This is a genomic window from Pseudoduganella rhizocola (genome assembly GCF_045984285.3).
GTDB lineage: Bacteria > Pseudomonadota > Gammaproteobacteria > Burkholderiales > Burkholderiaceae_D > Rugamonas.
Window position 1 is genome coordinate 239,960 of sequence record NZ_JBJQIK030000003.1, and the last position, 21,986, is coordinate 261,945.

Here is a 21,986-nt window from a genome sequence, read left to right on the forward strand (position 1 = left end):
AACATGCGGTCAAGCGGCCGAAATCCCCACCTGTCCTGAGGAAGATCATGAGCGAGCAAGCAAAGAATGCGTTTTACAGCGGCCTGGCACAGAACCTGAACACGCTGCGCGAGCAGGGCCTGTATAAGCCGGAACGCGTGCTGGCGTCGCGCCAGGGCTCCGAAGTGACGAGCGAGGATGGCCGCACCCTGATCAATATGTGCGCCAACAACTACCTCGGCCTGTCCGGCCAGGAGTGGGTGGCCCAGGCGTCCATCGCCGCCACCGAGCAGTACGGCTATGGCCTGTCCTCCGTGCGCTTCATCTGCGGCACGCAGACGGTGCACAAGCAGCTGGAGCAGGCGATCTCGAAATTCCTCGGCACCGAAGACACCATCCTGTACGCAGCGGCCTTCGACGCCAACGGCGGCGTATTCGAGCCGCTGTTCGACGAGAACGACGCCATCATCTCCGATGCGCTGAACCACGCTTCCATCATCGACGGCATCCGCCTGTGCAAGGCCGCCCGCTTCCGGTACGCGCACAACGACATGGCCGACCTGGAAACCCAGCTGAAGGCCGCCAAGGACAAGCGCCACAAGGTCATCGTGACCGACGGCGTGTTCTCGATGGACGGCACCATCGCCCAGCTGGACAAGATTGTGGCGCTGGCCGAGCAATATGGCGCGCTGGTGATGATCGACGAATGCCACGCATCCGGCTTCATGGGCAAGACCGGCCGCGGCACGCATGAGCACCACAATGTGCTGGGCAAGATCGACATCATCACCGGCACGCTGGGCAAGGCGCTCGGCGGCGCAATGGGCGGCTTCACCTCCGGCCGCAAGGAAGTCATCGATACCCTGCGCCAGAAGTCCCGTCCTTACCTGTTCTCCAACACGCTGGCGCCATCGATTGCCGGTGCTTCGCTGGAAGTGCTGAAACGCCTGAGCGAGTCCACCGAACTGCGCGACCGCCTGCACGAGAACACCGCATACTTCCGCAAGGAGATCGAGCGTATCGGCTTCACCATCAAGCCCGGTACGCACCCTGTAGTGCCGGTGATGCTGTTCGATGCACCCGTGGCGCAGAAGTTCGCTGCACGAATGTACGAGCTGGGCGTGCTGCTCAGCGGGTTCTTCTACCCGGTGGTGCCAATGGGCCAGGCCCGTGTGCGCGTCCAGCTTTCCGCCGCTCACACCCGTGAGCAACTGGACAAGGTGCTGGCCGCTTTCGAGCAGGCCGGCAAGGAACTCGGCACTCTCAAGAACTGAACAGGATTTAGCATGGAACGTATTCTCGTCATTGGCGCCAACGGACAAATCGGCAGCGAACTGGTTGAAGCGCTGGCCGCCAAACACGGTGCGCAAAATGTGGTCGCCACCGATATCAGCCCGAAGAACCTCTACAACGCAGCGCGCTACCAGGTGCTGAATGTGCTCGACAAGGAGGCGCTGGGCGCCCTGGTCGCACAGGAAAACATCACCCAGGTCTACCAGCTGGCCGCCATGCTCTCCGCCACCGGCGAAGCGGCGCCGCTGAAAGCCTGGACCCTGAACATGGACGGCCTGCTGAATATCCTCGAAGTGGCGCGCGAGCGCGGCGAAGCCGGCAAGCCCCTGCGCGTGTTCTGGCCTTCCTCCATCGCGGCCTTCGGCCCGAATACCCCGGCGGACAATACGCCGCAGATGACGGTGATGGATCCGACCACGATCTACGGCATCAGCAAGCTGGCCGGCGAGCGCCTGTGCGAGTATTACCACAGCAAATACGGCGTGGATGTGCGCTCGATCCGCTACCCGGGCATCATCAGCTTCAAGTCGCCACCGGGCGGCGGCACCACGGATTACGCCATCGCCATCTTCCACTCGGCGCTGCGCGGTGAGACCTATGACTGCTTCCTCGGCCCGAAGACCACGCTGCCGATGATCTATATGCCCGACGCCATCCGCGCCACCATCGAACTGATGGAAGCGCCGGCGGAACAGATCAGGATCCGTTCTTCCTACAATGTGGCGGGCGTGTCCTTCAATCCGGAGGAACTGGCCGCTGCGATCAAGACCCAGGTGCCCGATTTCAGCATCGCCTACAAGCCGGACAGCCGCCAGGCCATCGCCGACACCTGGCCAAAGAGCCTGGACGATGCAAAGGCCAATGCCGACTGGGGCTGGAAAGCCCGCATCGGCGTGGCCGAAATGGTCAAGGACATGCTGGCCAATATCGACGTGAAGATCGGCGAACCGGCCTGACGTCCCAAGCACCACCCATAAATATAAAGCGAGACAAAATTCAATGGATATGAGTGTTTTCGACCTGTTCAAGATCGGGATAGGTCCTTCCAGTTCCCACACCGTGGGCCCGATGGTGGCGGCGCGCCGCTTCCTGCTCGAAAACAGTCCATTGGACGATGTCGTGGCCGTGGAGGCCGCGCTGTATGGCTCGCTCGCGCTGACTGGCGTGGGTCACGGCACCGACAAGGCCGTGATCCTTGGCCTGATGGGCGAAACGCCGCAAGGCGTGGCGCCCGGCCAGGTGGATGCGATGCTGGCGGCGGCGGAAGAGGCCAAGCAGCTGGCACTGCTTGGCGCCAAAGCCGTGCCTTTCAGCGCCGCCGTCAACCTCATCTTCCACAAAACGGAGAACCTGCCCGAGCATCCGAACGGCATGCGCTTCACGCTGAAGCGCGCCGACGGCAGCGTCACCGACAAAGTCTACTATTCGGTCGGCGGCGGCTTTATCCGCGCCGAAGGGGAGCTGGCGCAGACCGAGGCTGCGCCCACCGTGCAGATTCCATTCCCGTTCTGCACCATGGCCGACCTGCTGGCGCACGGCGCGGCGAGCGGCATGACGATTCCCGCCATGCTGCGTGCGAACGAACTGGCGCGGATGGACGAGGAAGCGCTCGACGCCGGCCTTGACCGCATCTGGCACGTGATGCGCGACTGCATCGCGCACGGCCTTGAGACCAGTGGCCAGCTGCCGGGCGGCCTGAAAGTGAAACGCCGCGCCGCCGATCTGTGGCGCCAGGCGGCAAACGGCGACCGCGCCAACCAGCTGCCGCACGATGCGCTGAATGGCGTGAGCCTCTACGCCATGGCCGTCAATGAAGAGAATGCGGCCGGGGGCCGGGTGGTGACTGCGCCGACCAATGGCGCCGCAGGCATTATCCCGGCAGTGCTCAAATATTATGCGGAGGACTGCAAACCGCTGGATCCGGTACGCGGCGTGCGCGACTTCCTGCTGACGGCTGCGGCCATCGGCATGCTGTGCAAGCGCAATGCGTCGATTTCCGGCGCGGAGATCGGCTGCCAGGGCGAAGTGGGCGTGGCATGCGCGATGGCGGCGGCAGGCCTGGTTGCCGCGCTTGGCGGCAGCAATCTGCAGATCGAGAACGCGGCCGAAATCGGCATCGAACACCACCTGGGCATGACCTGCGATCCGATCGGCGGACTGGTACAGATTCCCTGCATCGAACGTAACGGCATGGGTGCGGTGAAGGCGATTACCGCCGCATCGCTGGCACTGAAGGGCGACGGCACCCACTTCGTGAGCCTGGACGAGGTGATCGAAACCATGCGCCAGACCGGCGCCGACATGCAGGCCAAGTACAAGGAAACCTCGCTGGGCGGCCTCGCCATCCACGTGGTGACGGTGAACCACGCCGCCTGCTGAGGCAAGATTTCGTTCGGAATCCTGGTCAAATTCACATAGAAAGTCCGGCCGCACTATAATAGATATCCATTTGTCGTGCTTAACCCGGATTTTCTACTCTATGCAATACGTGTCCACCCGCGCCGACGCGTCGGCCGCATCGCAGTCCCCGCAACAGTTCTCCGATATCCTGCTTGGCGGCCTGGCGCCTGATGGCGGCCTGTATCTGCCCACTGAATACCCGCAAGTGACCGGCGCTGAGCTGGATGCATGGCGCAAACTGCCCTATGCGGCGCTCGCATTTGAGATCCTGAAAAAGTTCGCCACCGACATTCCGGAAGCGGACCTGAAGGCGCTGGCCGACAAGACCTATACCGCTGATGTCTACCGCAATGCGCGCGAAGGCGAGAACGCCGCCGACATCACGCCGCTGCGCGTGCTGGAAGAGGGCGATGGCAAGAAGCTGGTGCTGCAGGCGCTGTCGAACGGTCCCACGCTGGCCTTCAAGGACATGGCCATGCAGCTGCTCGGCAATCTGTTCGAGTATGCGCTGGCGAAGAAAAACGCGGAGCTGAATATCTTCGGCGCGACATCCGGCGATACCGGCAGCGCGGCGGAATACGCCATGCGCGGCAAGAAGGGCATCCGCGTCTTCATGCTGTCCCCGCACAAGAAGATGAGCGCCTTCCAGACGGCGCAGATGTTCAGCCTTCAGGATCCGAACATCTTCAATATCGCCGTCGAAGGCGTGTTCGATGACTGCCAGGATATGGTCAAGGCTGTGTCCAACGACCTGGAATTCAAGCAGCGCCAGAAGATCGGCACCGTGAACTCGATCAACTGGGCGCGCGTGGTGGCGCAGGTGGTGTATTACTTCCGCGGCTACCTGGCGGCGACCACCAGCAACGACCAGAAAGTGTCGTTCACCGTTCCGTCGGGGAATTTCGGCAATATCTGCGCCGGCCACATCGCACGCATGATGGGGCTGCCCATCGACAAGCTGGTGGTGGCCACCAACGAGAACGACGTGCTGGATGAATTTTTCCGCACCGGCGCTTACCGCGTGCGCAAATCGGCCGAGACCTACCATACCAGCTCCCCGTCGATGGATATCTCGAAGGCCTCGAACTTCGAGCGCTTCGTCTACGATCTCGTGGGCCGCGATCCGAAACGTGTGCGTGAACTGTTCCACAAGGTCGAAACGCGAGGCGGTTTCGATCTCACCGGTCCGGACGGCGACGAATTCAAGCTGGTGTCGAAGTACGGCTTCAAGTCCGGCAAATCCACGCACGCCGAGCGTGTGCAGACCATTCGCGACGTGGCCGACGATTACGGCATCGTAATCGACACGCACACGGCGGACGGCATCAAGGTGGCGAAAGAGAACCTGGAAGAGGGCGTGACGATGATCGTGCTCGAAACCGCGCTGGCGGCCAAGTTCAATGAAACCATCCTGGAAGCGCTGGGTGACGATGCCGAGCGTCCGGCCGGCTTTGAAGACATCGAGGCGCTGCCGCAGCGCTTTGTGGTGATGCCGGCTGACGTCGAGAAAATGAAAGCCTATATCGCCTCCAACACAGGCCTGTAAATGAGCGAATACAAACCGAAACCGATGCTGGCAGTGAAGGAGGCGCTGGACTTCCTGCTGAATGCTGCCCGTCCGGTAACGGAGACCGAAATCGTGGACACGCTGCAGGCAAACGGCCGCGTGCTCGCCAAAGCGCAGGTATCCGGCATGGATGTTCCCGGCGCCGACAATACGCAGATGGACGGCTATGCAGTGCGCGCCGAAGACTGCGTAAGCGGTACCGCGGAGCTTCCCGTTTCGCAGCGCATTCCCGCCGGCCATGTCGGCGAGCCGCTGCAGCCCGGTACCGCCGCGCGCATCTTTACCGGTGCGCTGATTCCGCCGGGCGCCGATGCGGTGGTGATGCAGGAACAATGCGAGGCGAGCGGCGACAAGGTGATTGTGCGCCATGTACCGAAGTCCGGGGACTGGATTCGCCGTGCGGGTGAGGATATCCGCAACGGCAGCGTAATCCTGCCCGCCGGCACGCGCATGCGCAGCCAGGAGATGGGGCTGGCCGCCTCGGTGGGCCTGGCGCAGCTGGACGTGTTCCGCAAGCTGCGCGTGGCCGTGTTCTTCACCGGCGACGAGCTGGCGATGCCGGGCGAAGCACTGGCGCCGGGCGCCATCTACAACTCCAACCGCTTCACGCTGCGCGCGCTGCTGGAAAACCTCGGCTGCGAAGTGGACGATTTCGGCATCGTGCCCGATTCGCTCGATGCAACCCGCGCCGTGTTGCGCCGCGCTGCCGATGGCAATGACCTCATCATCACCTCCGGGGGCGTATCTGTCGGCGAGGAAGACCACATCAAGCCTGCGGTGGAAGCGGAGGGAAAACTGAATATGTGGCAGATCGCCGTCAAGCCGGGCAAGCCGCTGGCCTTCGGCGAAGTGCAGAAGGCTTTCTTCCTTGGCCTGCCGGGCAATCCGGTCTCCAGTTTCATCACCTTCCTGCTGTTCGTGCGGCCCTTCATTCTCAAGCTGCAGGGTGGCGGCGAAGCGAAGCCGCCGCGTGCCTTTGCGGTGCGCGCCGATTTCGACTGGCCTAAAGCCGACCGCCGCAACGAATTCCTGCGTGCGCGCCTGAACGGGGAGGGCGGGCTGGATCTGTTCCCGAACCAGAGCTCGGGCGTGCTCACGTCGACCGTGTGGGGCGATGGACTGATCGACAATCCGCCGGGGCAGGTCATCAAGCGCGGCGATACCGTACGCTTCATTCCCTTCAGCGAATTACTGTACTGAGATGGATATCAACCTGAAGTTCTTTGCCAGCGTGCGTGAAGCATTGGGCACCAGCGGCGATACGGTTACCGTGCCGGAGGATGTGCGGACTGTTGGCGCCTTGCGCGCTTTCCTGGTCGCACGCGGTGCGCCGTGGTCCGAAGCGCTGGCAGAAGGGCGTGCGCTGCGCATGGCCTGCAATCAGCTTATGTGCACACCCGAGACCCAGCTGAGCGCGGGCTGTGAGGTAGCATTCTTCCCGCCCGTGACGGGCGGCTGAATCAGGGCTTGCGGCCCGCGTCGCAAGCTTCGCAGGCCAGTGCCTTGCGGTAGCGGCGGTACGCGGCGCCGACAAAAATGCCCGCGGCCAGGGCTGACCAGATGGCTGCGCTGATGATGTCGGCGCTGGTGGTGGTGCCCTTGACCCATTCCCATCCGGCGAGGATGGCAAACAGCGGCACGGCGGCCAGGAAATAGCGTTTGATCCAGAAAGCGGCGCCCATCGCAGGTCTCCCTTGAGGTTTTTTACCAGTATGCCTCAATCCGCTGCCGTTGTGGACTACAATGCTGCACCTTATGGACACCCCCAAGACAACCCGCGCCGCGATCATCGGCGGCGGCCCGGCAGGGCTGATGGCCGCGCAGGCGCTGGCGCAGGCCGGCATCGCCGCGGACGTCTTTGATGCCATGCCTTCCGTCGGCCGCAAGTTCCTGCTGGCCGGGCGCGGCGGCATGAACATCACGCATTCGGAACCGTACGAACAGTTCGTCACCCGCTATGGCGCGCGCAGCGCCGTGCTGAAACCGATGCTGGATGCCTTCAGGCCGGACGACGTACGAGCGTGGGTGCATAGCCTCGGCATCGACACCTTTGTCGGCAGCTCCGGCCGCGTATTCCCGACGGAGATGAAGGCGGCGCCGATGCTGCGCGCATGGCTGCACCAGCTGCGCGAAAGCGGCGTGCAGTTCCACCAGCGCCACCGCTGGCTCGGCTGGCAGGATGACGCCTTGCGCTTCGCCACGCCGGATGGCGAGCGCACCGTGCAGGCGGAGGCGGCGATTTTCGCCCTCGGCGGCGCAAGCTGGGCGCGTTTGGGGTCGGATGGCGCGTGGGCGCCGCTGTTCGAAGGGCGCGGCGTACCGGTGGCGCCGCTGCGGCCATCGAACTGCGGATTTGATGTCGGCTGGAGCCGGCACTTCATGGAAAAGTATGCCGGACATCCGCTGACGACCGTGGCCGCGCGCGGGAAGAAGGGGCAGTTCGTGATTACCGCGACCGGTATCGAAGGCAGTTTGATCTATGCGCTGTCCGCCGCGTTGCGCGACGAGCTGCTGGCGAACGGCACGGCGCATCTGGAACTCGACCTGCTGCCCGACCTGAGCGCAGAGCGCGTACTGGACGAAGCCAGCAAGCCGCGCGGCTCGCGGTCGATGGCGAGCCATCTGCAGGGGCGCCTGGGCATCAAGGGCGTGAAGGCGGGGCTGCTGCATGAAGCGCTGGGCAAGGAAGACTATGCGAATCCGCGGCGTGTGGCGCAGGCCCTGAAAGCGCTGCCGCTGACTTTGCGGGCCACCCGGCCAATCGACGAAGCCATCAGCACCGCCGGCGGCATTCGTTTTGACGCGCTGGACGGCCTGATGCTCAGATCCCAGCCCGGCATCTACATCGCCGGCGAAATGCTCGACTGGGAAGCCCCGACCGGCGGCTACCTCCTCACCGCCTGCCTCGCCACCGGCCTCGCCGCCGGCCACCAGGCCGCCGCCCGCCTCAAATAGCCGAGTCCGCAACACCGTGGGGCCAGGCCCCTCCTGTCGCGAACTCGAGCGTCGCGGCCTTCGCCAGCGGACGTTCGGCGGTTCTCCGCAATGGTTGGGTTCGCGACAGTTGGGGCCTGGCCCCATGGTGTCGCGGGCTGATCAGTTGGCCCAGCTGACGCTGCCGCTGCCGGTGCGGCTGACGCGGCGCTGGTCGGGGTTGCCGTAGACCGTGATGTCGCCAGTGCCTTCGATTTCGATTTCGGCGACTTTGCGGGCGAAGACCTGCGCGGTGCCGCTGCCTTTCAGGCTGACCTGCACCACGTCCGAGGCCATGTGTTCGGCGTCCAGCTTGCCCGAGCCGGTCACGTCTACCGTCAGCGCCTTGCAGTTGCCGCTGGAGCTGATCTGGCCGGAGCCCGACAGCTCGAGCACCACGCGCTCGCTGCCGCCGGTGTTGAGTTTCATGTCGCCGCTGCCGTTCAGGCCGGCGTCGATGTGGCGGTAGCGGCCCACGAATTCCAGGCTGCCCGCGCCATCCAGCCGCACCGACAGGCGCTCGCCGCTGAAGCCCTGCACCACGCTGTCGCCGTTGCCGTGAATCTCAAGTTCGTTGATCGATGGCAGCACCAGCTCCACCTGCAGCGGGCGGCGGTGGTACAGGAGCACGCCGGTGATGCCGATGCGCAGGCGGTTGCCTTCCTGCACGGTTTCCACATTGCCCAGGCGGCGTTGTTCGCCCTTGACCTTGAGCGAGGGCACGTCGCCCTGGCGCAGCGTGAGGTCGATCGGGCCGACCAGTTCCACCGAGGAGATGCCGCGCCCGATCTCGCGCATTTCGGTACGCAGCACGCTGCCCGCCGTGCTGGTCGGGTTCACCACGCCTTTGGTGCGCAGCATGCTGTAGGAGATGGCGACCAGCACGCCCGCGAGGAGGAGAAGGCCGAGGCCGACCTTGGTTAAGGTACGGAAGCGCATGTCAGCGTCCCCGCAGCAAGGTTTTGTTCATCTGTACGTAGCGTTTGATGCCGGACATCGTGTAGCGCGTCACCACCAGGCTCAGGAGGAAGAGGGTAATCCCGCCCAGGATCAGGCCGCCGCCGATCAGGGTCTGCGTGGTGCGCGATTCATTGTCGGGGTCGATGCTGATACGCACGCCGCTGTCCGCCATGGCTTCGGCGCGGTCGAGGAATTTGCCGGAGCGGCTGGTTTCATCATCCAGTTCGGCGTTCAGCTCGGGCGAAGGATCCTGGAACACCTGGATGCCGTCCGCGCCGATCGATACCTTGGTGGGCAGGCGCTCGTAATGCGCCTCGCCGTCTTCGTCATACACGGTAAGGTGGCGCAGCGGGCCGTTGAACACCATTTCGTTGGCGCCCGCCATGCCGCTGGCCGTCATGGCGATGCCGCTCACGTAGAACACGAAGGAGCTGGTGTACACCGCAATCAGCAGTGCCGAGAAGACGATGGCCGGAATCACCATGAACAGGTTGAACACGGCCAGCCCGGCCAGCGACACGATCATGCGCGCCGCCGTGGCCGGGGTTTTCTTCTGTTCGAATGCGCTCAGGTGGGCGTTGGCGCGCAAGGTCATGGCGATCTTGCGGGGCTCGTCGAGCTCCTTGTAGATCTCCTCCTCGCTGCGGCCGACCGTCAGGCCATCGATGAAGCGCTGCTCGTAGTAGGCCAGCGTCTTGGCCACCAGTTCCGGCGGCAGGCCGGTCATGGCCTTCTTCAGCGCGTCGAGGTATTCCTGCTTGCCCATCACTTGCTCCCGCTTATTTCATGGCCATTTGCTGGGCGAACGCCGGACCGGGACCGGTGTGCAGTTCCATGCAGATGATGGATGCGGTGCTGAGGGCGACGATTGTCAAAACAGCAATAGTGCTCAATCCGAGTTTCATGGTGCTTCTCCGTATCAAAACCTTTTTCGATGGTGCCATCGTACGGAAGGGAAGCGGTATAGACCACCGGAGTGCGACGGGCTGCACTATTCGGGGAGCAGGATGCAGGGAGCCGGGACGGACGGCGAGCAGAAATCATGCCGTCTTCTCCTTGAGAATGCCTTTCGCTGCGGCAATGCCACTGCGGACGGCCATTTCGATGGTGGCAGGGTAGTCGCCGGCCGTGTAGTCGCCTGCCAGCCAGAGGCCGGGCAACGGTGTCCGGTTGCCCGGCCTGGCCAGATCCGGCGTGCAGGAAAAGGTCGCGCGTTTTTCGGTGATCACGCGGCTGGACTGCGGCGCGGCAAGCTGGGCACGCCCGAAAACGCCAGCCAGCTGGGCTGCCAGTTGCGCGGCCAGCTCGCTTTGCGGCAGGTCCGAGGCTGCTTCGGAGGCGCTGATGACCACCGCCAGCAGGCCGCGCTGGGCGGGATCGAGCTGGCCGCGGTCGAAGACGAACTGGCCCCAGTGTTGGCGGGCCGGATCGTCGATCAGCGCGCAGAAGGGGAGCGGCAGCGATTCGCTGGCCTCGTATTGCAGGTAGCAGGTGGTGATCGGTTCCGGTTGCAGCGCCGACAATGTCGCGCACAGTGCGCCGGCCTCGTCCAGTGGCGCCAGCAGATGCCCTGCGGCGGCGGGGGAAGTAGCGAGCACTACCGCATCAAACTGCGAGGCCACGGCCGAGCCCGTGTCCACTTTGGGGTCTGACCCCAAGGTGGACACGGGCTCGGCAGTGGATATGGACCAGCCGCCGGCGCTGCGCGCCAGGCGTGCTTTGGCGCCGCTATGGACGGTGGCGCCGCGCTGCGCCAGCCAAGCGGCGGCGGCGTCGGGGAAGAGGGCGCTCAGGTCGATGCGGGGGATCAGCATGTCCGAGGCCGAGCGGCGCGCACCGAGGCTGTCGCGCAGCACGGCGAGGAATACCCTGGCCGACGCTTTTTCCGGCACCGTATTGAGTGCGGCGAGGCATAGTGGACGCCACATCAGCTGGATCAGCCGCGGCGTCTGGTCGAAGCGTTCCAGCAGCTCGCTGACCGTGCAGTCCACGTCCAGGCGCCAGCCCATCCAGCGCGCGGTGGTCGAGAAGCGCGCCAAGGCGAGCTTGTCTTCGCGCTCCAGGCCACGCGCCCGCAGCAGCGCGACCGCCAGGTGCAGCGGCGCGGGCAGCCGCGGCGCGATGAAGTCCATGCCGCTGCCGGATGCATAGCGCATCTGGAGCGGAAGCTTGAGGATGGCGGCGCCGGGATCCACGCCCACCAGCTTCATGAGCCGCAGCGATTCGGCATAGGCGCCGAGCAGGATGTGCTGCCCGTTGTCCAGCGTGCGGCCGTCCACCGATACACGCCGTGCCCGGCCGCCCAGCGTGCGTGCCGCTTCGAACAGCGTGACCTGCGCACCGCCGCGCACCAGCTCCACGGCCGCCGCGCAGCCCGCCCAGCCGCCGCCGATAACGGCTACCTGCTTAGCCACGAACCCAGGTCTTCCACGCCAGCCACAGCTTGCGGATCGGCGTGAGCGAGATGCGCTGCGTGAGCACATGGTAGCCGTCGCGCTGCACTTCTTCGAGCACCGTGCGGTAGATGGCGGACATGATCAGGCCCGGGCGCTGCGCGCGCCGGTCTTCCTTCGGCAGCAGCGCCAGCGCTTCGTCGTAGGTGCGCTGCGCACGCTCGGCCTGGAAAGCCATCAGTTTTTCGAAGTTTTCGGTATGGCGCGCATTCAGCAGATCCGCGGCCGTCACATTGAACTGCTGCAGTTCATTGACCGGCAGGTAGATGCGCCCCTTGCGCGCGTCTTCGCCCACGTCGCGGATGATATTCGTCAGCTGGAATGCGAGTCCCAGTTTCTCCGCGTAGGCCAGCGTCTCCGGACGCGTCACGCCGAAAATGCTGGCGGACAGGATGCCCACCACGCTCGCCACATGCCAGCAGTATTTGCTCAGGCCTGCGTAATCGAGGTAGCGCGTCTGGTTCAGGTCCATCTCCATGCCGTCGATAATGGCCTGCATATGTTCCTGCTTGAGGTCATAGGCGGCGAGATGCGGCTGCATCGCCTTCGTCACCGGGTGCGTTGGATTGCCGGCGTACATGGCCGCAATCTCGGTGCGCCACCAGGCCAGCTTGATGCGCGCCAGCGATTCGTCCGAGCACTCGTCGACCGTGTCGTCCACTTCGCGGCAGAAGGCGTACAGCGCCGTGATCGCGCGCCGGCGTTCGGGCGGCAGGAAGAGGAAGCTGTAATAGAAGCTGGAGCCGCTTTGCGCGGCCTTCTGCTGGCAGTATTCGTCAGGAGACATGTACGGTTTGCAAGGATGATGCTGTCAAACCCGCAATTCTACAGGGAAGCCGCCCGCATCCGAAGCGCGCGCCAGAAAACTTTGAGCCAGTCCCGCTTTTCCAGCGCCGGGCGGCGCCGGAATACGTCGTAATCCACTTCCTCAATCAGTTCCAGCACGCGCAGGCCGCCCTGCACGATCATGCGCAGTTCAAGGCCGATACGGCCTTTCAGGCGCAGCGCCAGCGGGGCGCCGCTCAGCATCAGGGCCCGGGCGCGCTGCACTTCAAAGCGCATCAGCGCGCGCCACTTGGCCTGGCCTTCCAGGCTGTGCATGGCTGCGGGCGGCACGGCAAAGCGGGCCAGGTCTTCCATCGGAATGTAGATGCGTTCCTTGGTTTCGTCGATCGCCACGTCCTGCAGGAAGTTGATGATCTGGAGCGCGGAACAGATGGCATTCGAGTCGCGCACGTTGTCTTCGTCCGCCGCGCCGTAAAGGCAGAGCATCAGGTAGCCCACTGGATTGGCCGAACGCGCGCAGTAGTCCAGCAGGTCGTTGTAGGTCGTATAACGCTGCACGGTGATGTCCTGCCGGAAGGCCGACAACAGGTCGCGGAAGGGCTTGAGCGGCAGTTCGTACTGCGCGATCACGCCAGCCAGGCGCTGGAACATCGGGTCCGCGCTGGCCTCGCCGCGTTCGATGCGGTCCAGCTCCATGTCATAGGCGGCCAGCCCTGCCAGGCGCAGCTCCGGGCCGTCATCGCCTTCGTCCGCAATATCGTCGGCGCTGCGCGCAAAGGCGTAAATCGCCTCCACCGCCGGGATCAGGCGGCGAGGCAGGAGGTAGGACGCAACCGGGAAATTTTCGTAGTGCTCGACGGGCATGGAGGCAGCAATCTCAAATAAATGACGCAAAAGTCATTTTCAAATGGTTGTTACTTGTCTATAATTTTCTAACTTAACGGAAAGTCATTTAATTTTCAGCACGCAATCATAGTGGCAATCTGGCACTACTGCAATTCGGCTGTGGCCTTAACGAAGGAAAAATACCGTGTATGACCCGAAAACCCCGCACCGTCTCACTTTAGTCACACTTTTCGGCATGGCGGCGCTGCTTGCGGCCTGCTCCAGGCCCGCCGAAAAGACGGAGGATATCCGTCCCGTGCGCGCGATTGTGCTCAAGAGCAGCGATATCGACGTGAATGCCGAGTTCTCCGGCGAGGTGCGGCCGCGCGTGGAGTCGCGCCTGGGCTTCCGGGTCGGCGGCAAAATCGTTTCGCGCAAGGTGGACACAGGCACCGTGGTCAAGCGCGGCCAGGTGCTGATGCAGCTGGATCCGCAGGATCTGAAGCTCTCGCAGGCCCAGGCTTTGGCTTCCCTGCGTGCCGCCGAAACCAACCGCGACTTCGCGCGCGCCGAATTGAAGCGCTACCAGGACCTGAAGACCCAGAATTTCGTCAGCCAGACCGTATTGGATAGTAAGGAGTCGGCCTACAAGGCGGCGCAGGCCACGGTGGATTCCGCGCAGGCAGCTTATCGCGGCCAGTCGAACCAGGCCGGATATTCCGCCCTGGTGGCTGATATCGACGGCGTAGTGACGAGCGTCAGCGCGGAAGTGGGGCAGGTGGTTGCCGCCGGTACGCCGGTGGTCGGCGTGGCGCGCACGGACGAGAAGGAAGTCGTGATCGGCGTGCCGGAAGGCCGGGTCGATGAGCTGCGCAAGATCAGCGATGTGCAGGTACGCCTGTGGGCGGATCCCCAGCGCGCGGTGCCCGGCAAGATCCGCGAAGTTTCGCCGGTGGCCGACCCGGCGACCCGCACCTATACCTTCAAAGTCACCATTCCGCAGGAACTGGCGGAGGCGAAGCTGGGCATGACCGCCGTGGTTTCCTTCTCCTCGAAGACTGCGCAGCCGCAGATCAAGGTGCCGCTGACCGCGCTGTTCCATGAGAAGGGCGCTACGTCGGTGTGGGCGGTTGAAAACGGCGTCGCGAAGCTGGTGCCTGTCACCGTTGCCGGCGCCGCCGGCAATGAGCTGGTGCTGGGCAGCGGCGTGAAGCCCGGCCAGACCGTGGTGACGGCCGGCGTGCATATGCTGAAGCCGGGGCAGAAAGTGAAGATCCTGGGCGCGGAGGCCGCTCAATGAAAGGCTTCAACCTCTCGCGCTGGGCGCTGGAACATATTCCGCTCGCGCGCTACCTGATCGCCGTGATCCTCATCGGCGGCATGCTCAGTTATAAGAATCTGGGGCAGGACGAAGATCCGCCGTTCACCTTCCGCGTGATGGTGGTGCAGGCCTTCTGGCCCGGCGCCACGGCGCTGCAGATGGCCGACCAGGTGACGGACAAACTGGAGAAGAAGCTGCAGGAAGTCCCTTATGTGAATGAGATCAGCAGCTATTCCAAGCCCGGCCAGACCCTGGTGCTCATCAGCCTGAGGGAGTCCACGCCGCCGAAAGAGACCTCGGCGTCCTGGTACCAGGTGCGCAAGAAGATCGGCGATATCAAGGCCACGCTGCCGCAAGGTGTGATCGGCCCGATGTTCAACGACGAATTCGGCGATACCTACGGCTCCATCTTCGCACTCTCCGGCGATGGCTTCACTTACGCGGAGATGAAGGATTATGCGGACTTCGTGCGCCAGCAGCTCCTCAGCGTCGGCAAGGTATCCAAGGTTGAACTGTTCGGCGTGCAGGACGAGAAGATCAATATTGAGTTCTCGCACCAGAAGTTCGCCCAGCTCGGTGTGCCTTTCGAGCAGATTGTTAACCAGATCGCGGCGCAGAATACGGTGCAATCCACCGGCGTGCTGGTAACGCCGACTGATAACCTGCAGGTGCGTGTCACTGGCGCGCTCAAGACGGTCAAGGATCTGGAAGACCTCGAGCTGCGCGCCAATGGCACCACCTTCCGCCTCGGCGATTTCGCTACCGTCAAGCGCGAATACCAGGATCCGCCCGGCGACAAGATGCGCTTCAATGGCAAGGAAGTCATCGGCCTTGGCGTGTCGATGGAAAAGGGCGGAAACATCATCGAGATGGGCAAAGCGCTGGAAGCGACTGTCTCGGACCTGAAGCGCAAGCTGCCGGTGGGGATCGAGCTTGAGCGCGTGTCCGACCAGCCGCAGGCCGTTACCGCATCGGTCGGTGAGTTCGTGCATACGCTGATTGAGGCGGTGCTGATCGTGCTGGCGGTGAGCTTCGTTGCGCTCGGCCTGCATACCAAACCCAGGCTGCGCCTGGACGTGCGCCCCGGCCTGGTGGTGGCGCTCACCATCCCGCTGGTGCTGGCCGTGACGTTCCTGTTCATGCGCATGCTGGATATCGACCTGCACAAGATCTCGCTCGGTGCGCTGATCATCGCCCTCGGCCTGCTGGTGGACGATGCGATCATTGCCGTTGAAATGATGGTGCGGAAGATGGAGGAGGGCATGTCCCGCTTCGAGGCGGCCACGTTTGCCTATACCTCCACGGCCATGCCGATGCTGACCGGCACGCTGATTACCGTGGCGGGCTTTGTGCCGATCGGCCTCGCCAAATCGGCCGCCGGCGAATACACCTTCTCGCTGTTCTCGGTGAACGCGATTGCGCTGATCATGTCCTGGTTCGTGGCGGTGGTATTCACGCCCTATATCGGCTATCTGCTGCTGAAAGTGAAGCCGCACGCGGAAGGCGAGCATGGCCACGAACTGTTCGACACCCCCGGCTACATGCGCTTCCGCCGCCTGGTAACGTGGTGCGTTGAGTTCCGCAAAACGACCATTGCCCTGACCATGCTGGTCTTCGCGCTCGGCATCTACGGCTTCAACTTCATCGAGAAGCAGTTCTTTCCCGATTCCAGCCGTCCGGAGCTGATGGTGGAGATGTGGTCTCCGGAAGGCACTGCCTTCAAGGCCAATGAGGCGCAGGTGAAGAAGTTCGAGGCCTTCATCCGCCAGCAGCCGGGCGTGGTGAGCGTGACCAGCTATGTGGGCACCGGCAGCCCGCGCTTCTACCTGCCGCTGGACCAGATTTTCCCGCAGACGAACGTATCGCAGATCGTGGTGCTGCCGAAGGACCTGAAAGCGCGCGAGGAGTTGCGCCAGAAGATCACGCAGGCCTTCAAGACCGGCTTCCCGGAAGTGCGCGGCCGCGTAAAGCTGCTGCCTAATGGTCCGCCGGTGCCGTATCCGGTGCAGTTCCGCGTGACCGGCACCGAGGTGGAGCAGGTGCGCCATATCGCCGACCAGGTGAAGGACATCATGCGCGCCAACCCGAATACCGTGGGCGTGAACGACAACTGGAACGAGTCGGTGAAGGTGTTGCGCCTCGACCTGGACCAGGACCGCATGCGCGCGCTTGGCGTGACTTCGCAGACCGTGATGCGGGCCGCCAACACCATCCTGTCCGGCACGCCGATCGGCCAGTTCCGCGAAGGCATCCGCCTGATCGATATCCAGGTGCGCCAGCCGCTGGACGAGCGCGCCACGATCTCGGTGCTGAACAACACGAACATTCCGACCGCCAGCGGCAAGTCGGTGCCGATCTCGCAGCTGGCGCGCGTGCACTTCGTTTGGGAGCCCGGTGTGGTGTGGCGTTTGGGCCGCGAATGGGCGATCACCGTGCAGTCGGACGTAGTGGAGGGCATCCAGGGCCCGACCGTATCCGACCAGGTAAACGCGAAACTGGCCGACCTGCGCGCCAAGCTGCCGCCGGGCTACCGCATCAAGGTGAAGGGCGCCGCATCGGACAGCGCGGAGGCCGAAGCCTCGATTGCGGCCAACTTGCCGCTCGCCCTGTTCATTATCTTCACCTTGCTGATGCTGCAGCTGCATAGCTTCTCGCGTTCGCTGCTGGTCTTCCTCACCGGTCCGCTGGGCGTGGCGGGCGCCGCGTTTGCGCTGCTCTTGCTGGGACGTCCGCTGGGCTTCGTGGCCAACCTCGGCATCATCGCGCTGTTCGGCATGATCATCCGGAACTCGGTGATCCTGGTCGACCAGATCGAGCAGGACATCGCGGCGGGGCACTCGGCCTGGGATGCGATCGTGGAGTCCGCGGTGCGCCGCTGCCGCCCGATCCTGCTGACGGCCGCGGCCGCCGCGCTGGCCATGATCCCGCTCTCACGCTCCGTGTTCTGGGGGCCGATGGCGGTGGCCATCATGGGCGGCCTGGTGCTCGCCACCGCGTTGACGCTGCTGTTCCTGCCGGCCCTCTACGCCGCCTGGTTCCGCGTCAAAAAGCCCGCCTGAGTTTGTTCCGCGACAATCCTGTCGCTCGCGTGCGGTGATCTCATAGGTAGCCTGAACAACGGCTACCCATGGTCCCGCATGCATCCGCCCACTTGCCAGCTCCCGCAATAGGTCCATAATGATATGGACATCGCATACGATGCAGCGAAGGATCGCGCTAATGTGCAGCGGCATGGCATCTCGCTCGCCGTAGCCGCCCGGATAAACTGGGCGGCAGTACTGGAAAAGCTGGACGACCGCGACGACTATGGGGAAGACAGATACAAGGTGCTTGGTTTCATTGAAGGCCTGCTCTATGCGGTCGTTTATGTGGATCGGAACAATCTAAGGCGGATAATTAGCCTCCGTAAGGCAAGTCGTCGTGAGTACCGGGAATATGAAGAGAACTACTGATCAAATGAAACCGCAAACCGAGCGTGAGCTTGATGATGCGCAACGAGCAGAGTTGCGCCGGGAGCTGATGCGGTCTGCGGTCTGGCCTACTGAGGAAGAGGATGCAGCAATCACTGCTGCAGCGCTGGCCGATCCTGATAATCCGCCTTTGAAAGAGGGGGAAGGGGCACTGTTCAAACCGGCCCGCCTGTTCGGCGGCAAACTCCAGGCGGCGAATGTTGTGGTTCAGTCAAAAAAACCTCCCCGCTGAGGAAAAACACAGTAAAATACCGCGTTGAAGTTGAAAGCCCCTGTTTGTAAACAGGGTAGGGCGACCCGTTTTCACTTAATGGTCGCCCTTTGCTTTTGTGCAAATACGCCGCGAGGATGGCGAAATTGGTAGACGCACCAGGTTTAGGTCCTGACGCCAGCAATGGTGTGGGGGTTCGAGTCCCCCTCCTCGCACCAACAGTATTCTTATTTCATTGGACGATTTTTACATGGCAACTGCAGTCGAAACCCTGGGCAAACTTGAACGTCGCATGACCATCTCCTTCCCGCTGTCGGATGTCCGCACCGAAGTGGAGAAGCGCCTGAAAGTGCAAGCCCGCAGCGCCCGTGCGCCAGGCTTCCGTCCAGGCAAAGTGCCAATGAAGATGGTTGCTGCGCAATACGGCTACCAAATCGAAACCGAAGTGCTGAACGACAAAGTCGGCCGCGCTTTCAACGACGCCGCCAACGAGAACAACCTGCGCGTCGCCGGTTTCCCGAAAATCGAACCGAAGCAGGATTCCGCTGAAGGCCAGCTGGCCTTCGACGCCACCTTCGAGGTGTATCCTGAAGTCGAAATCGGCGACCTGACCAAGGTTGACATCGAGACCGTGAAGTCCACTGTTACCGACGCCGAAATCGACAAGACCATCGACATCCTGCGCAAGCAGCGTGTGCACTTCCACACCAAGGGCGAAGCCGGCGAGCACGGCGACGGCGGCGAGGCTATCGCTGCCAACGGCGACCGCGTGACCGTGGACTTCGTGGGCAAGATCGACGGCGTGGAATTCCCGGGCGGTAAAGCCGACGGCTACGCCTTCGTGCTGGGCGAAGGCCGCATGCTGCCGGAATTCGAAGCCGCCACCGTGGGCCTGAAAGTGGGCGAGTCCAAGACCTTCCCGCTGGCTTTCCCTGAGGACTACCACGGCAAGGACGTGGCCGGCAAAACCGCCGAGTTCACCATCACCCTGCAGAAGCTGGAGTGGGCCCACCTGCCGGAAGTGGACGCCGAGTTCGCCAAATCGCTGGGCGTGGAAAACGGCGACCTGGCCAAAATGCGCGAAGACATCAAGGTCAACCTGGAGCGTGAAGTGGCCGGCCGCGTGAAAGCGCGCAACAAGGAAGCCGTGATGGATGCGCTGGTGAAGACCGCCACCCTGGACGTGCCGCAAGCCCTGGTAGCCCAGGACACCGAGCGCCTGGCCGAAATGACCCGCCAGGACATGGCCGCCCGCGGCATGAACGTAAAAGATGTACCATTCCCTCCAGAGCTGTTCAAGGACAAAGCCGAGCGCCGCGTGCGCCTGGGCCTGATCCTGTCCCAGCTGGTTGGCGACAACAACCTGCAGGCAACCCCTGAGCAGGTCAAGGCGCAGGTGGAAGATTTCGCGCAGAGCTACGAAGATCCGCGCGAAGTGCTGAAGTACTACTACAGCGACCGCCGCCGCCTGGGCGAAGTGGAAGCTCTTGTATTGGAAGAAAACGTCGTTACTTATGTCCTGGGCCTGGCCAAGACGACCGCGAAAGAGATTCCTTTCGACGAGCTGATGGGCAGTGCAGCGCAGGCATAAGGTTTGCGTATTCCAGCGCCGGCGGTGTCCGGCGCTGCTTCACAAGGAAAAGGAATGACTGGAATGAACCGTAATCCGGCACTCGACACCGAAATGCTCGGCCTGGTGCCGATGGTCATCGAACAGAGCGGCCGTGGCGAGCGCTCCTATGACATCTACTCGCGCCTGCTGAAAGAGCGCGTGATCTTCATGGTGGGCCCGGTCAATGACCAGATGGCCAACCTGATCGTGGCGCAGCTGCTGTTCCTGGAAAGTGAAAATCCTGACAAGGACATTTCCCTGTACATCAACTCGCCGGGCGGCTCGGTTTCGGCCGGCCTCGCCATCTTCGATACCATGCAGTTCATCAAGCCGGACGTGTCGACCCTGTGCACCGGCATGGCGGCTTCGATGGGCGCCTTCCTGCTGGCTGCCGGCGCGAAGGGCAAGCGTTTCTCGCTGCCGAACTCCCGCATCATGATTCACCAGCCCTCGGGCGGCTCCCAGGGCCAGGCCTCGGACATCGAAATCCAGGCCAAGGAAATCCTCTACCTGCGCCATCGCCTGAACAGCATCCTGGCGGAACGCACCGGCCAGTCCATCGAGCAGATTGCCAAGGACACCGACCGCGACCGCTTCATGTCCGGCGACGAAGCAGCCGAGTATGGCCTGATTGACAAGGTGCTGACCACCCGTGCCTGATCTGTCCCAGCCTCATCTGTGACAAAAAGCGCCCGGACGCTACAACGTTCCGGGCGTTTTGCATTCAAATCGGGTAGCATGGTGCCTATGTAGAGGGAATGTTTCCTCTGTACAGTGCAAAAGTTTTACTGATAGCAACTAACGATACCGTCCCATGTCAGAGAAAAAATCCTCCAGCGGCGAAAAACTCCTGTATTGCTCGTTCTGCGGCAAGAGCCAGCATGAGGTGAAGAAGCTCATCGCCGGTCCGTCGGTCTTCATCTGCGACGAATGCATTGACCTGTGCAATGACATCATCCGCGATGAAACCTCCAGCATCGAATCTGTCACGGGCGCCAAGTCGGACCTGCCGACGCCGCATGAAATCGCGGAACTGCTGAACCAGTATGTCATCGGCCAGCAGACTGCCAAGCGCATCCTGTCCGTGGCCGTGTACAACCACTACAAGCGCCTCAAGCACCTGGGCAAGAAGGATGACGTCGAACTGGCGAAATCCAATATCCTGCTGGTGGGCCCGACCGGCTCCGGCAAGACCCTGCTGGCGCAGACCCTGGCCCGCATGCTGAACGTGCCTTTCGTGATCGCCGACGCCACCACGCTGACGGAAGCCGGCTATGTGGGCGAGGACGTTGAGAACATCATCCAGAAACTGTTGCAGAGCTGCAACTACGATGTTGAGAAAGCTCAACGCGGCATCGTTTATATCGACGAGATCGACAAGATTTCCCGCAAGTCGGACAACCCGTCCATCACCCGCGACGTGTCGGGCGAGGGCGTGCAGCAGGCGCTGCTGAAGCTGATCGAGGGCACCATGGCCTCGGTGCCGCCGCAGGGCGGCCGCAAGCACCCGAACCAGGACTTCGTGCAGATCGACACCACGAACATCATGTTCATCTGCGGCGGCGCCTTCGACGGCCTGGCCAAGATCATCTCCAACCGCTCGGAAAAGAGCGGCATCGGCTTCTCGGCCATCGTCAAATCGCAGGAGCAGCGCGCTGCCAGCGAGATCCTGATGGACGCGGAACCGGAAGACCTGATCAAGTTCGGCCTGATTCCGGAACTGGTGGGCCGCCTGCCGGTGGTCGCCACCCTGGCCGAGCTGACCGAAGAGGCGCTGATCCAGATCCTGGTGGAGCCGAAGAATGCGCTGATCAAGCAATACTCGAAGCTGCTGGAAATGGAAGGCGCGGAGCTGGAAATCCGCCCGGCCGCACTGCATGCCATCGCCCGCAAGGCGCTGGCCCGCAAGACCGGCGCGCGCGGCCTGCGTTCCATCCTGGAGCATGCGCTGCTGGACGTGATGTACGACCTGCCGAACCAGCAGAACGTGACCAAGGTGGTGATCGACGAGAATACGATTACCAGCGGCGCGAAACCTTTGCTGATTTACCAGGAACCTGCCAAAGCGTCAGGTGAAAACTAATTAAGGGTTGCACACTCCCGCAAAATTCGTTTTGAATCCGTGGGGCAAGGCAG

The 21,986-nt window shown here is 62.9% G+C and carries 21 protein-coding genes and 1 tRNA gene; 15 read left to right on the forward strand and 7 right to left on the reverse strand.

Annotated elements, in window-relative coordinates; all coding sequences use genetic code 11:
* Positions 1-47 precede the first annotated feature (47 nt).
* The 6 genes from kbl (at position 48) to moaD (ending at position 6,698) form a co-directional block, all read left to right on the forward strand.
* Positions 48-1,253, forward strand: coding sequence for a glycine C-acetyltransferase (kbl, locus tag ACJRPG_RS08325; protein ID WP_407999597.1), 1,206 nt, complete (start codon positions 48-50; stop codon positions 1,251-1,253).
* 12 nt (positions 1,254-1,265) lie between these two features.
* On the forward strand, positions 1,266-2,228 hold the full coding sequence (locus tag ACJRPG_RS08330; protein WP_407999598.1) for an NAD-dependent epimerase/dehydratase family protein: 963 nt from the start codon (positions 1,266-1,268) through the stop codon (positions 2,226-2,228).
* Between the two features lie 43 nt (positions 2,229-2,271).
* A complete protein-coding gene (locus ACJRPG_RS08335; RefSeq protein ID WP_407999599.1) occupies positions 2,272-3,651 on the forward strand; it encodes an L-serine ammonia-lyase in 1,380 nt (459 codons plus the stop codon).
* A 100-nt stretch (positions 3,652-3,751) separates the two neighbouring features.
* On the forward strand, positions 3,752-5,218 hold the full coding sequence (thrC, locus tag ACJRPG_RS08340) for a threonine synthase (protein WP_407999600.1): 1,467 nt from the start codon (positions 3,752-3,754) through the stop codon (positions 5,216-5,218).
* Positions 5,219-6,439, forward strand: a complete 1,221-nt coding sequence (locus tag ACJRPG_RS08345) for a molybdopterin molybdotransferase MoeA (RefSeq protein WP_407999601.1) — start codon at positions 5,219-5,221, stop codon at positions 6,437-6,439.
* 1 nt (position 6,440) lies between these two features.
* Positions 6,441-6,698 carry a molybdopterin converting factor subunit 1 gene (gene moaD, locus ACJRPG_RS08350; protein ID WP_407999602.1) on the forward strand — a complete coding sequence of 86 codons (258 nt, stop codon included), beginning with the start codon at positions 6,441-6,443 and terminating at the stop codon, positions 6,696-6,698.
* A 1-nt stretch (position 6,699) separates the two neighbouring features.
* On the opposite strand, the gene ACJRPG_RS08355 is transcribed toward moaD, so the two are convergent.
* A complete protein-coding gene (locus tag ACJRPG_RS08355) occupies positions 6,700-6,921 on the reverse strand; it encodes a hypothetical protein (protein ID WP_407999603.1) in 222 nt (73 codons plus the stop codon).
* 73 nt (positions 6,922-6,994) lie between these two features.
* Here ACJRPG_RS08355 and ACJRPG_RS08360 point away from each other — a divergent pair, with 73 nt between their 5' ends.
* Positions 6,995-8,194: a TIGR03862 family flavoprotein gene (locus ACJRPG_RS08360; RefSeq protein ID WP_407999604.1), complete on the forward strand. Its 1,200-nt coding sequence runs from the start codon at positions 6,995-6,997 to the stop codon at positions 8,192-8,194.
* 141 nt (positions 8,195-8,335) lie between these two features.
* On the opposite strand, the gene ACJRPG_RS08365 is transcribed toward ACJRPG_RS08360, so the two are convergent.
* The 6 genes from ACJRPG_RS08365 to hpnC all read right to left on the reverse strand — a co-directional run bounded on the left by ACJRPG_RS08365 (position 8,336) and on the right by hpnC (position 13,275).
* Positions 8,336-9,151, reverse strand: a complete 816-nt coding sequence (locus ACJRPG_RS08365) for a GIN domain-containing protein (protein WP_407999605.1) — start codon at positions 9,149-9,151, stop codon at positions 8,336-8,338.
* A 1-nt stretch (position 9,152) separates the two neighbouring features.
* Complete coding sequence (locus ACJRPG_RS08370) at positions 9,153-9,938, reverse strand: DUF1700 domain-containing protein (RefSeq protein ID WP_407999606.1); 786 nt, start codon at positions 9,936-9,938, stop codon at positions 9,153-9,155.
* A gap of 13 nt (positions 9,939-9,951) precedes the next feature.
* Complete coding sequence (locus ACJRPG_RS08375; protein ID WP_407999607.1) at positions 9,952-10,077, reverse strand: hypothetical protein; 126 nt, start codon at positions 10,075-10,077, stop codon at positions 9,952-9,954.
* Positions 10,078-10,212: 135 nt separating this feature from the next.
* A complete protein-coding gene (gene hpnE, locus ACJRPG_RS08380; protein ID WP_407999608.1) occupies positions 10,213-11,586 on the reverse strand; it encodes a hydroxysqualene dehydroxylase HpnE in 1,374 nt (457 codons plus the stop codon).
* Complete coding sequence (gene hpnD / locus ACJRPG_RS08385; protein WP_407999609.1) at positions 11,579-12,412, reverse strand: presqualene diphosphate synthase HpnD; 834 nt, start codon at positions 12,410-12,412, stop codon at positions 11,579-11,581. The genes hpnE and hpnD overlap by 8 nt, the downstream gene beginning before the upstream one ends.
* A 38-nt stretch (positions 12,413-12,450) precedes the next feature.
* Entirely contained in the window at positions 12,451-13,275 is an 825-nt protein-coding gene (gene hpnC, locus ACJRPG_RS08390; protein ID WP_407999610.1) for a squalene synthase HpnC, read from the reverse strand.
* Between the two features lie 166 nt (positions 13,276-13,441).
* Here hpnC and ACJRPG_RS08395 point away from each other — a divergent pair, with 166 nt between their 5' ends.
* From ACJRPG_RS08395 to clpX, 8 genes are all read left to right on the forward strand, one after another.
* Positions 13,442-14,536: an efflux RND transporter periplasmic adaptor subunit gene (locus tag ACJRPG_RS08395; RefSeq protein ID WP_407999611.1), complete on the forward strand. Its 1,095-nt coding sequence runs from the start codon at positions 13,442-13,444 to the stop codon at positions 14,534-14,536.
* Positions 14,533-17,616, forward strand: a complete 3,084-nt coding sequence (locus ACJRPG_RS08400; RefSeq protein WP_407999612.1) for an efflux RND transporter permease subunit — start codon at positions 14,533-14,535, stop codon at positions 17,614-17,616. The genes ACJRPG_RS08395 and ACJRPG_RS08400 overlap by 4 nt, the downstream gene beginning before the upstream one ends.
* A 123-nt stretch (positions 17,617-17,739) precedes the next feature.
* Complete coding sequence (locus tag ACJRPG_RS08405) at positions 17,740-18,009, forward strand: BrnT family toxin (RefSeq protein WP_407999613.1); 270 nt, start codon at positions 17,740-17,742, stop codon at positions 18,007-18,009.
* Positions 18,010-18,013: 4 nt separating this feature from the next.
* The gene (locus ACJRPG_RS08410) at positions 18,014-18,259 is read left to right on the forward strand and encodes a hypothetical protein (protein ID WP_407999614.1); all 246 of its coding nucleotides are present in this window, start codon (positions 18,014-18,016) and stop codon (positions 18,257-18,259) included.
* Between the two features lie 110 nt (positions 18,260-18,369).
* A tRNA-Leu gene (locus ACJRPG_RS08415) sits at positions 18,370-18,456 on the forward strand.
* Positions 18,457-18,488: 32 nt separating this feature from the next.
* A complete protein-coding gene (gene tig / locus ACJRPG_RS08420; protein WP_407999615.1) occupies positions 18,489-19,829 on the forward strand; it encodes a trigger factor in 1,341 nt (446 codons plus the stop codon).
* A gap of 63 nt (positions 19,830-19,892) precedes the next feature.
* On the forward strand, positions 19,893-20,510 hold the full coding sequence (clpP, locus tag ACJRPG_RS08425) for an ATP-dependent Clp endopeptidase proteolytic subunit ClpP (RefSeq protein WP_407999616.1): 618 nt from the start codon (positions 19,893-19,895) through the stop codon (positions 20,508-20,510).
* A gap of 154 nt (positions 20,511-20,664) precedes the next feature.
* Entirely contained in the window at positions 20,665-21,933 is a 1,269-nt protein-coding gene (gene clpX / locus ACJRPG_RS08430) for an ATP-dependent Clp protease ATP-binding subunit ClpX (RefSeq protein WP_407999617.1), read from the forward strand.
* The last annotated feature ends 53 nt before the right edge of the window (positions 21,934-21,986 follow it).

Bases quoted from the DNA above. Each gene is read 5' to 3' on its own strand.
- clpP (WP_407999616.1), top strand. From the start codon at position 19,893: ATGAACCGTAATCCGGCACTCGACACCGAAATGCTCGGCCTGGTGCCG.
- ACJRPG_RS08365 (WP_407999605.1), bottom strand. From the start codon at position 9,151: ATGCGCTTCCGTACCTTAACCAAGGTCGGCCTCGGCCTTCTCCTCCTC.
- ACJRPG_RS08370 (WP_407999606.1), bottom strand. From the start codon at position 9,938: ATGGGCAAGCAGGAATACCTCGACGCGCTGAAGAAGGCCATGACCGGC.
- ACJRPG_RS08345 (WP_407999601.1), top strand. From the start codon at position 5,219: ATGAGCGAATACAAACCGAAACCGATGCTGGCAGTGAAGGAGGCGCTG.
- ACJRPG_RS08410 (WP_407999614.1), top strand. From the start codon at position 18,014: ATGAAACCGCAAACCGAGCGTGAGCTTGATGATGCGCAACGAGCAGAG.
- moaD (WP_407999602.1), top strand. From the start codon at position 6,441: ATGGATATCAACCTGAAGTTCTTTGCCAGCGTGCGTGAAGCATTGGGC.
- clpX (WP_407999617.1), top strand. From the start codon at position 20,665: ATGTCAGAGAAAAAATCCTCCAGCGGCGAAAAACTCCTGTATTGCTCG.
- ACJRPG_RS08405 (WP_407999613.1), top strand. From the start codon at position 17,740: ATGGACATCGCATACGATGCAGCGAAGGATCGCGCTAATGTGCAGCGG.
- tig (WP_407999615.1), top strand. From the start codon at position 18,489: ATGGCAACTGCAGTCGAAACCCTGGGCAAACTTGAACGTCGCATGACC.
- kbl (WP_407999597.1), top strand. From the start codon at position 48: ATGAGCGAGCAAGCAAAGAATGCGTTTTACAGCGGCCTGGCACAGAAC.
- ACJRPG_RS08360 (WP_407999604.1), top strand. From the start codon at position 6,995: ATGGACACCCCCAAGACAACCCGCGCCGCGATCATCGGCGGCGGCCCG.
- thrC (WP_407999600.1), top strand. From the start codon at position 3,752: ATGCAATACGTGTCCACCCGCGCCGACGCGTCGGCCGCATCGCAGTCC.
- hpnC (WP_407999610.1), bottom strand. From the start codon at position 13,275: ATGCCCGTCGAGCACTACGAAAATTTCCCGGTTGCGTCCTACCTCCTG.
- ACJRPG_RS08335 (WP_407999599.1), top strand. From the start codon at position 2,272: ATGGATATGAGTGTTTTCGACCTGTTCAAGATCGGGATAGGTCCTTCC.
- ACJRPG_RS08330 (WP_407999598.1), top strand. From the start codon at position 1,266: ATGGAACGTATTCTCGTCATTGGCGCCAACGGACAAATCGGCAGCGAA.
- ACJRPG_RS08355 (WP_407999603.1), bottom strand. From the start codon at position 6,921: ATGGGCGCCGCTTTCTGGATCAAACGCTATTTCCTGGCCGCCGTGCCG.
- ACJRPG_RS08375 (WP_407999607.1), bottom strand. From the start codon at position 10,077: ATGAAACTCGGATTGAGCACTATTGCTGTTTTGACAATCGTCGCCCTC.
- hpnD (WP_407999609.1), bottom strand. From the start codon at position 12,412: ATGTCTCCTGACGAATACTGCCAGCAGAAGGCCGCGCAAAGCGGCTCC.
- ACJRPG_RS08400 (WP_407999612.1), top strand. From the start codon at position 14,533: ATGAAAGGCTTCAACCTCTCGCGCTGGGCGCTGGAACATATTCCGCTC.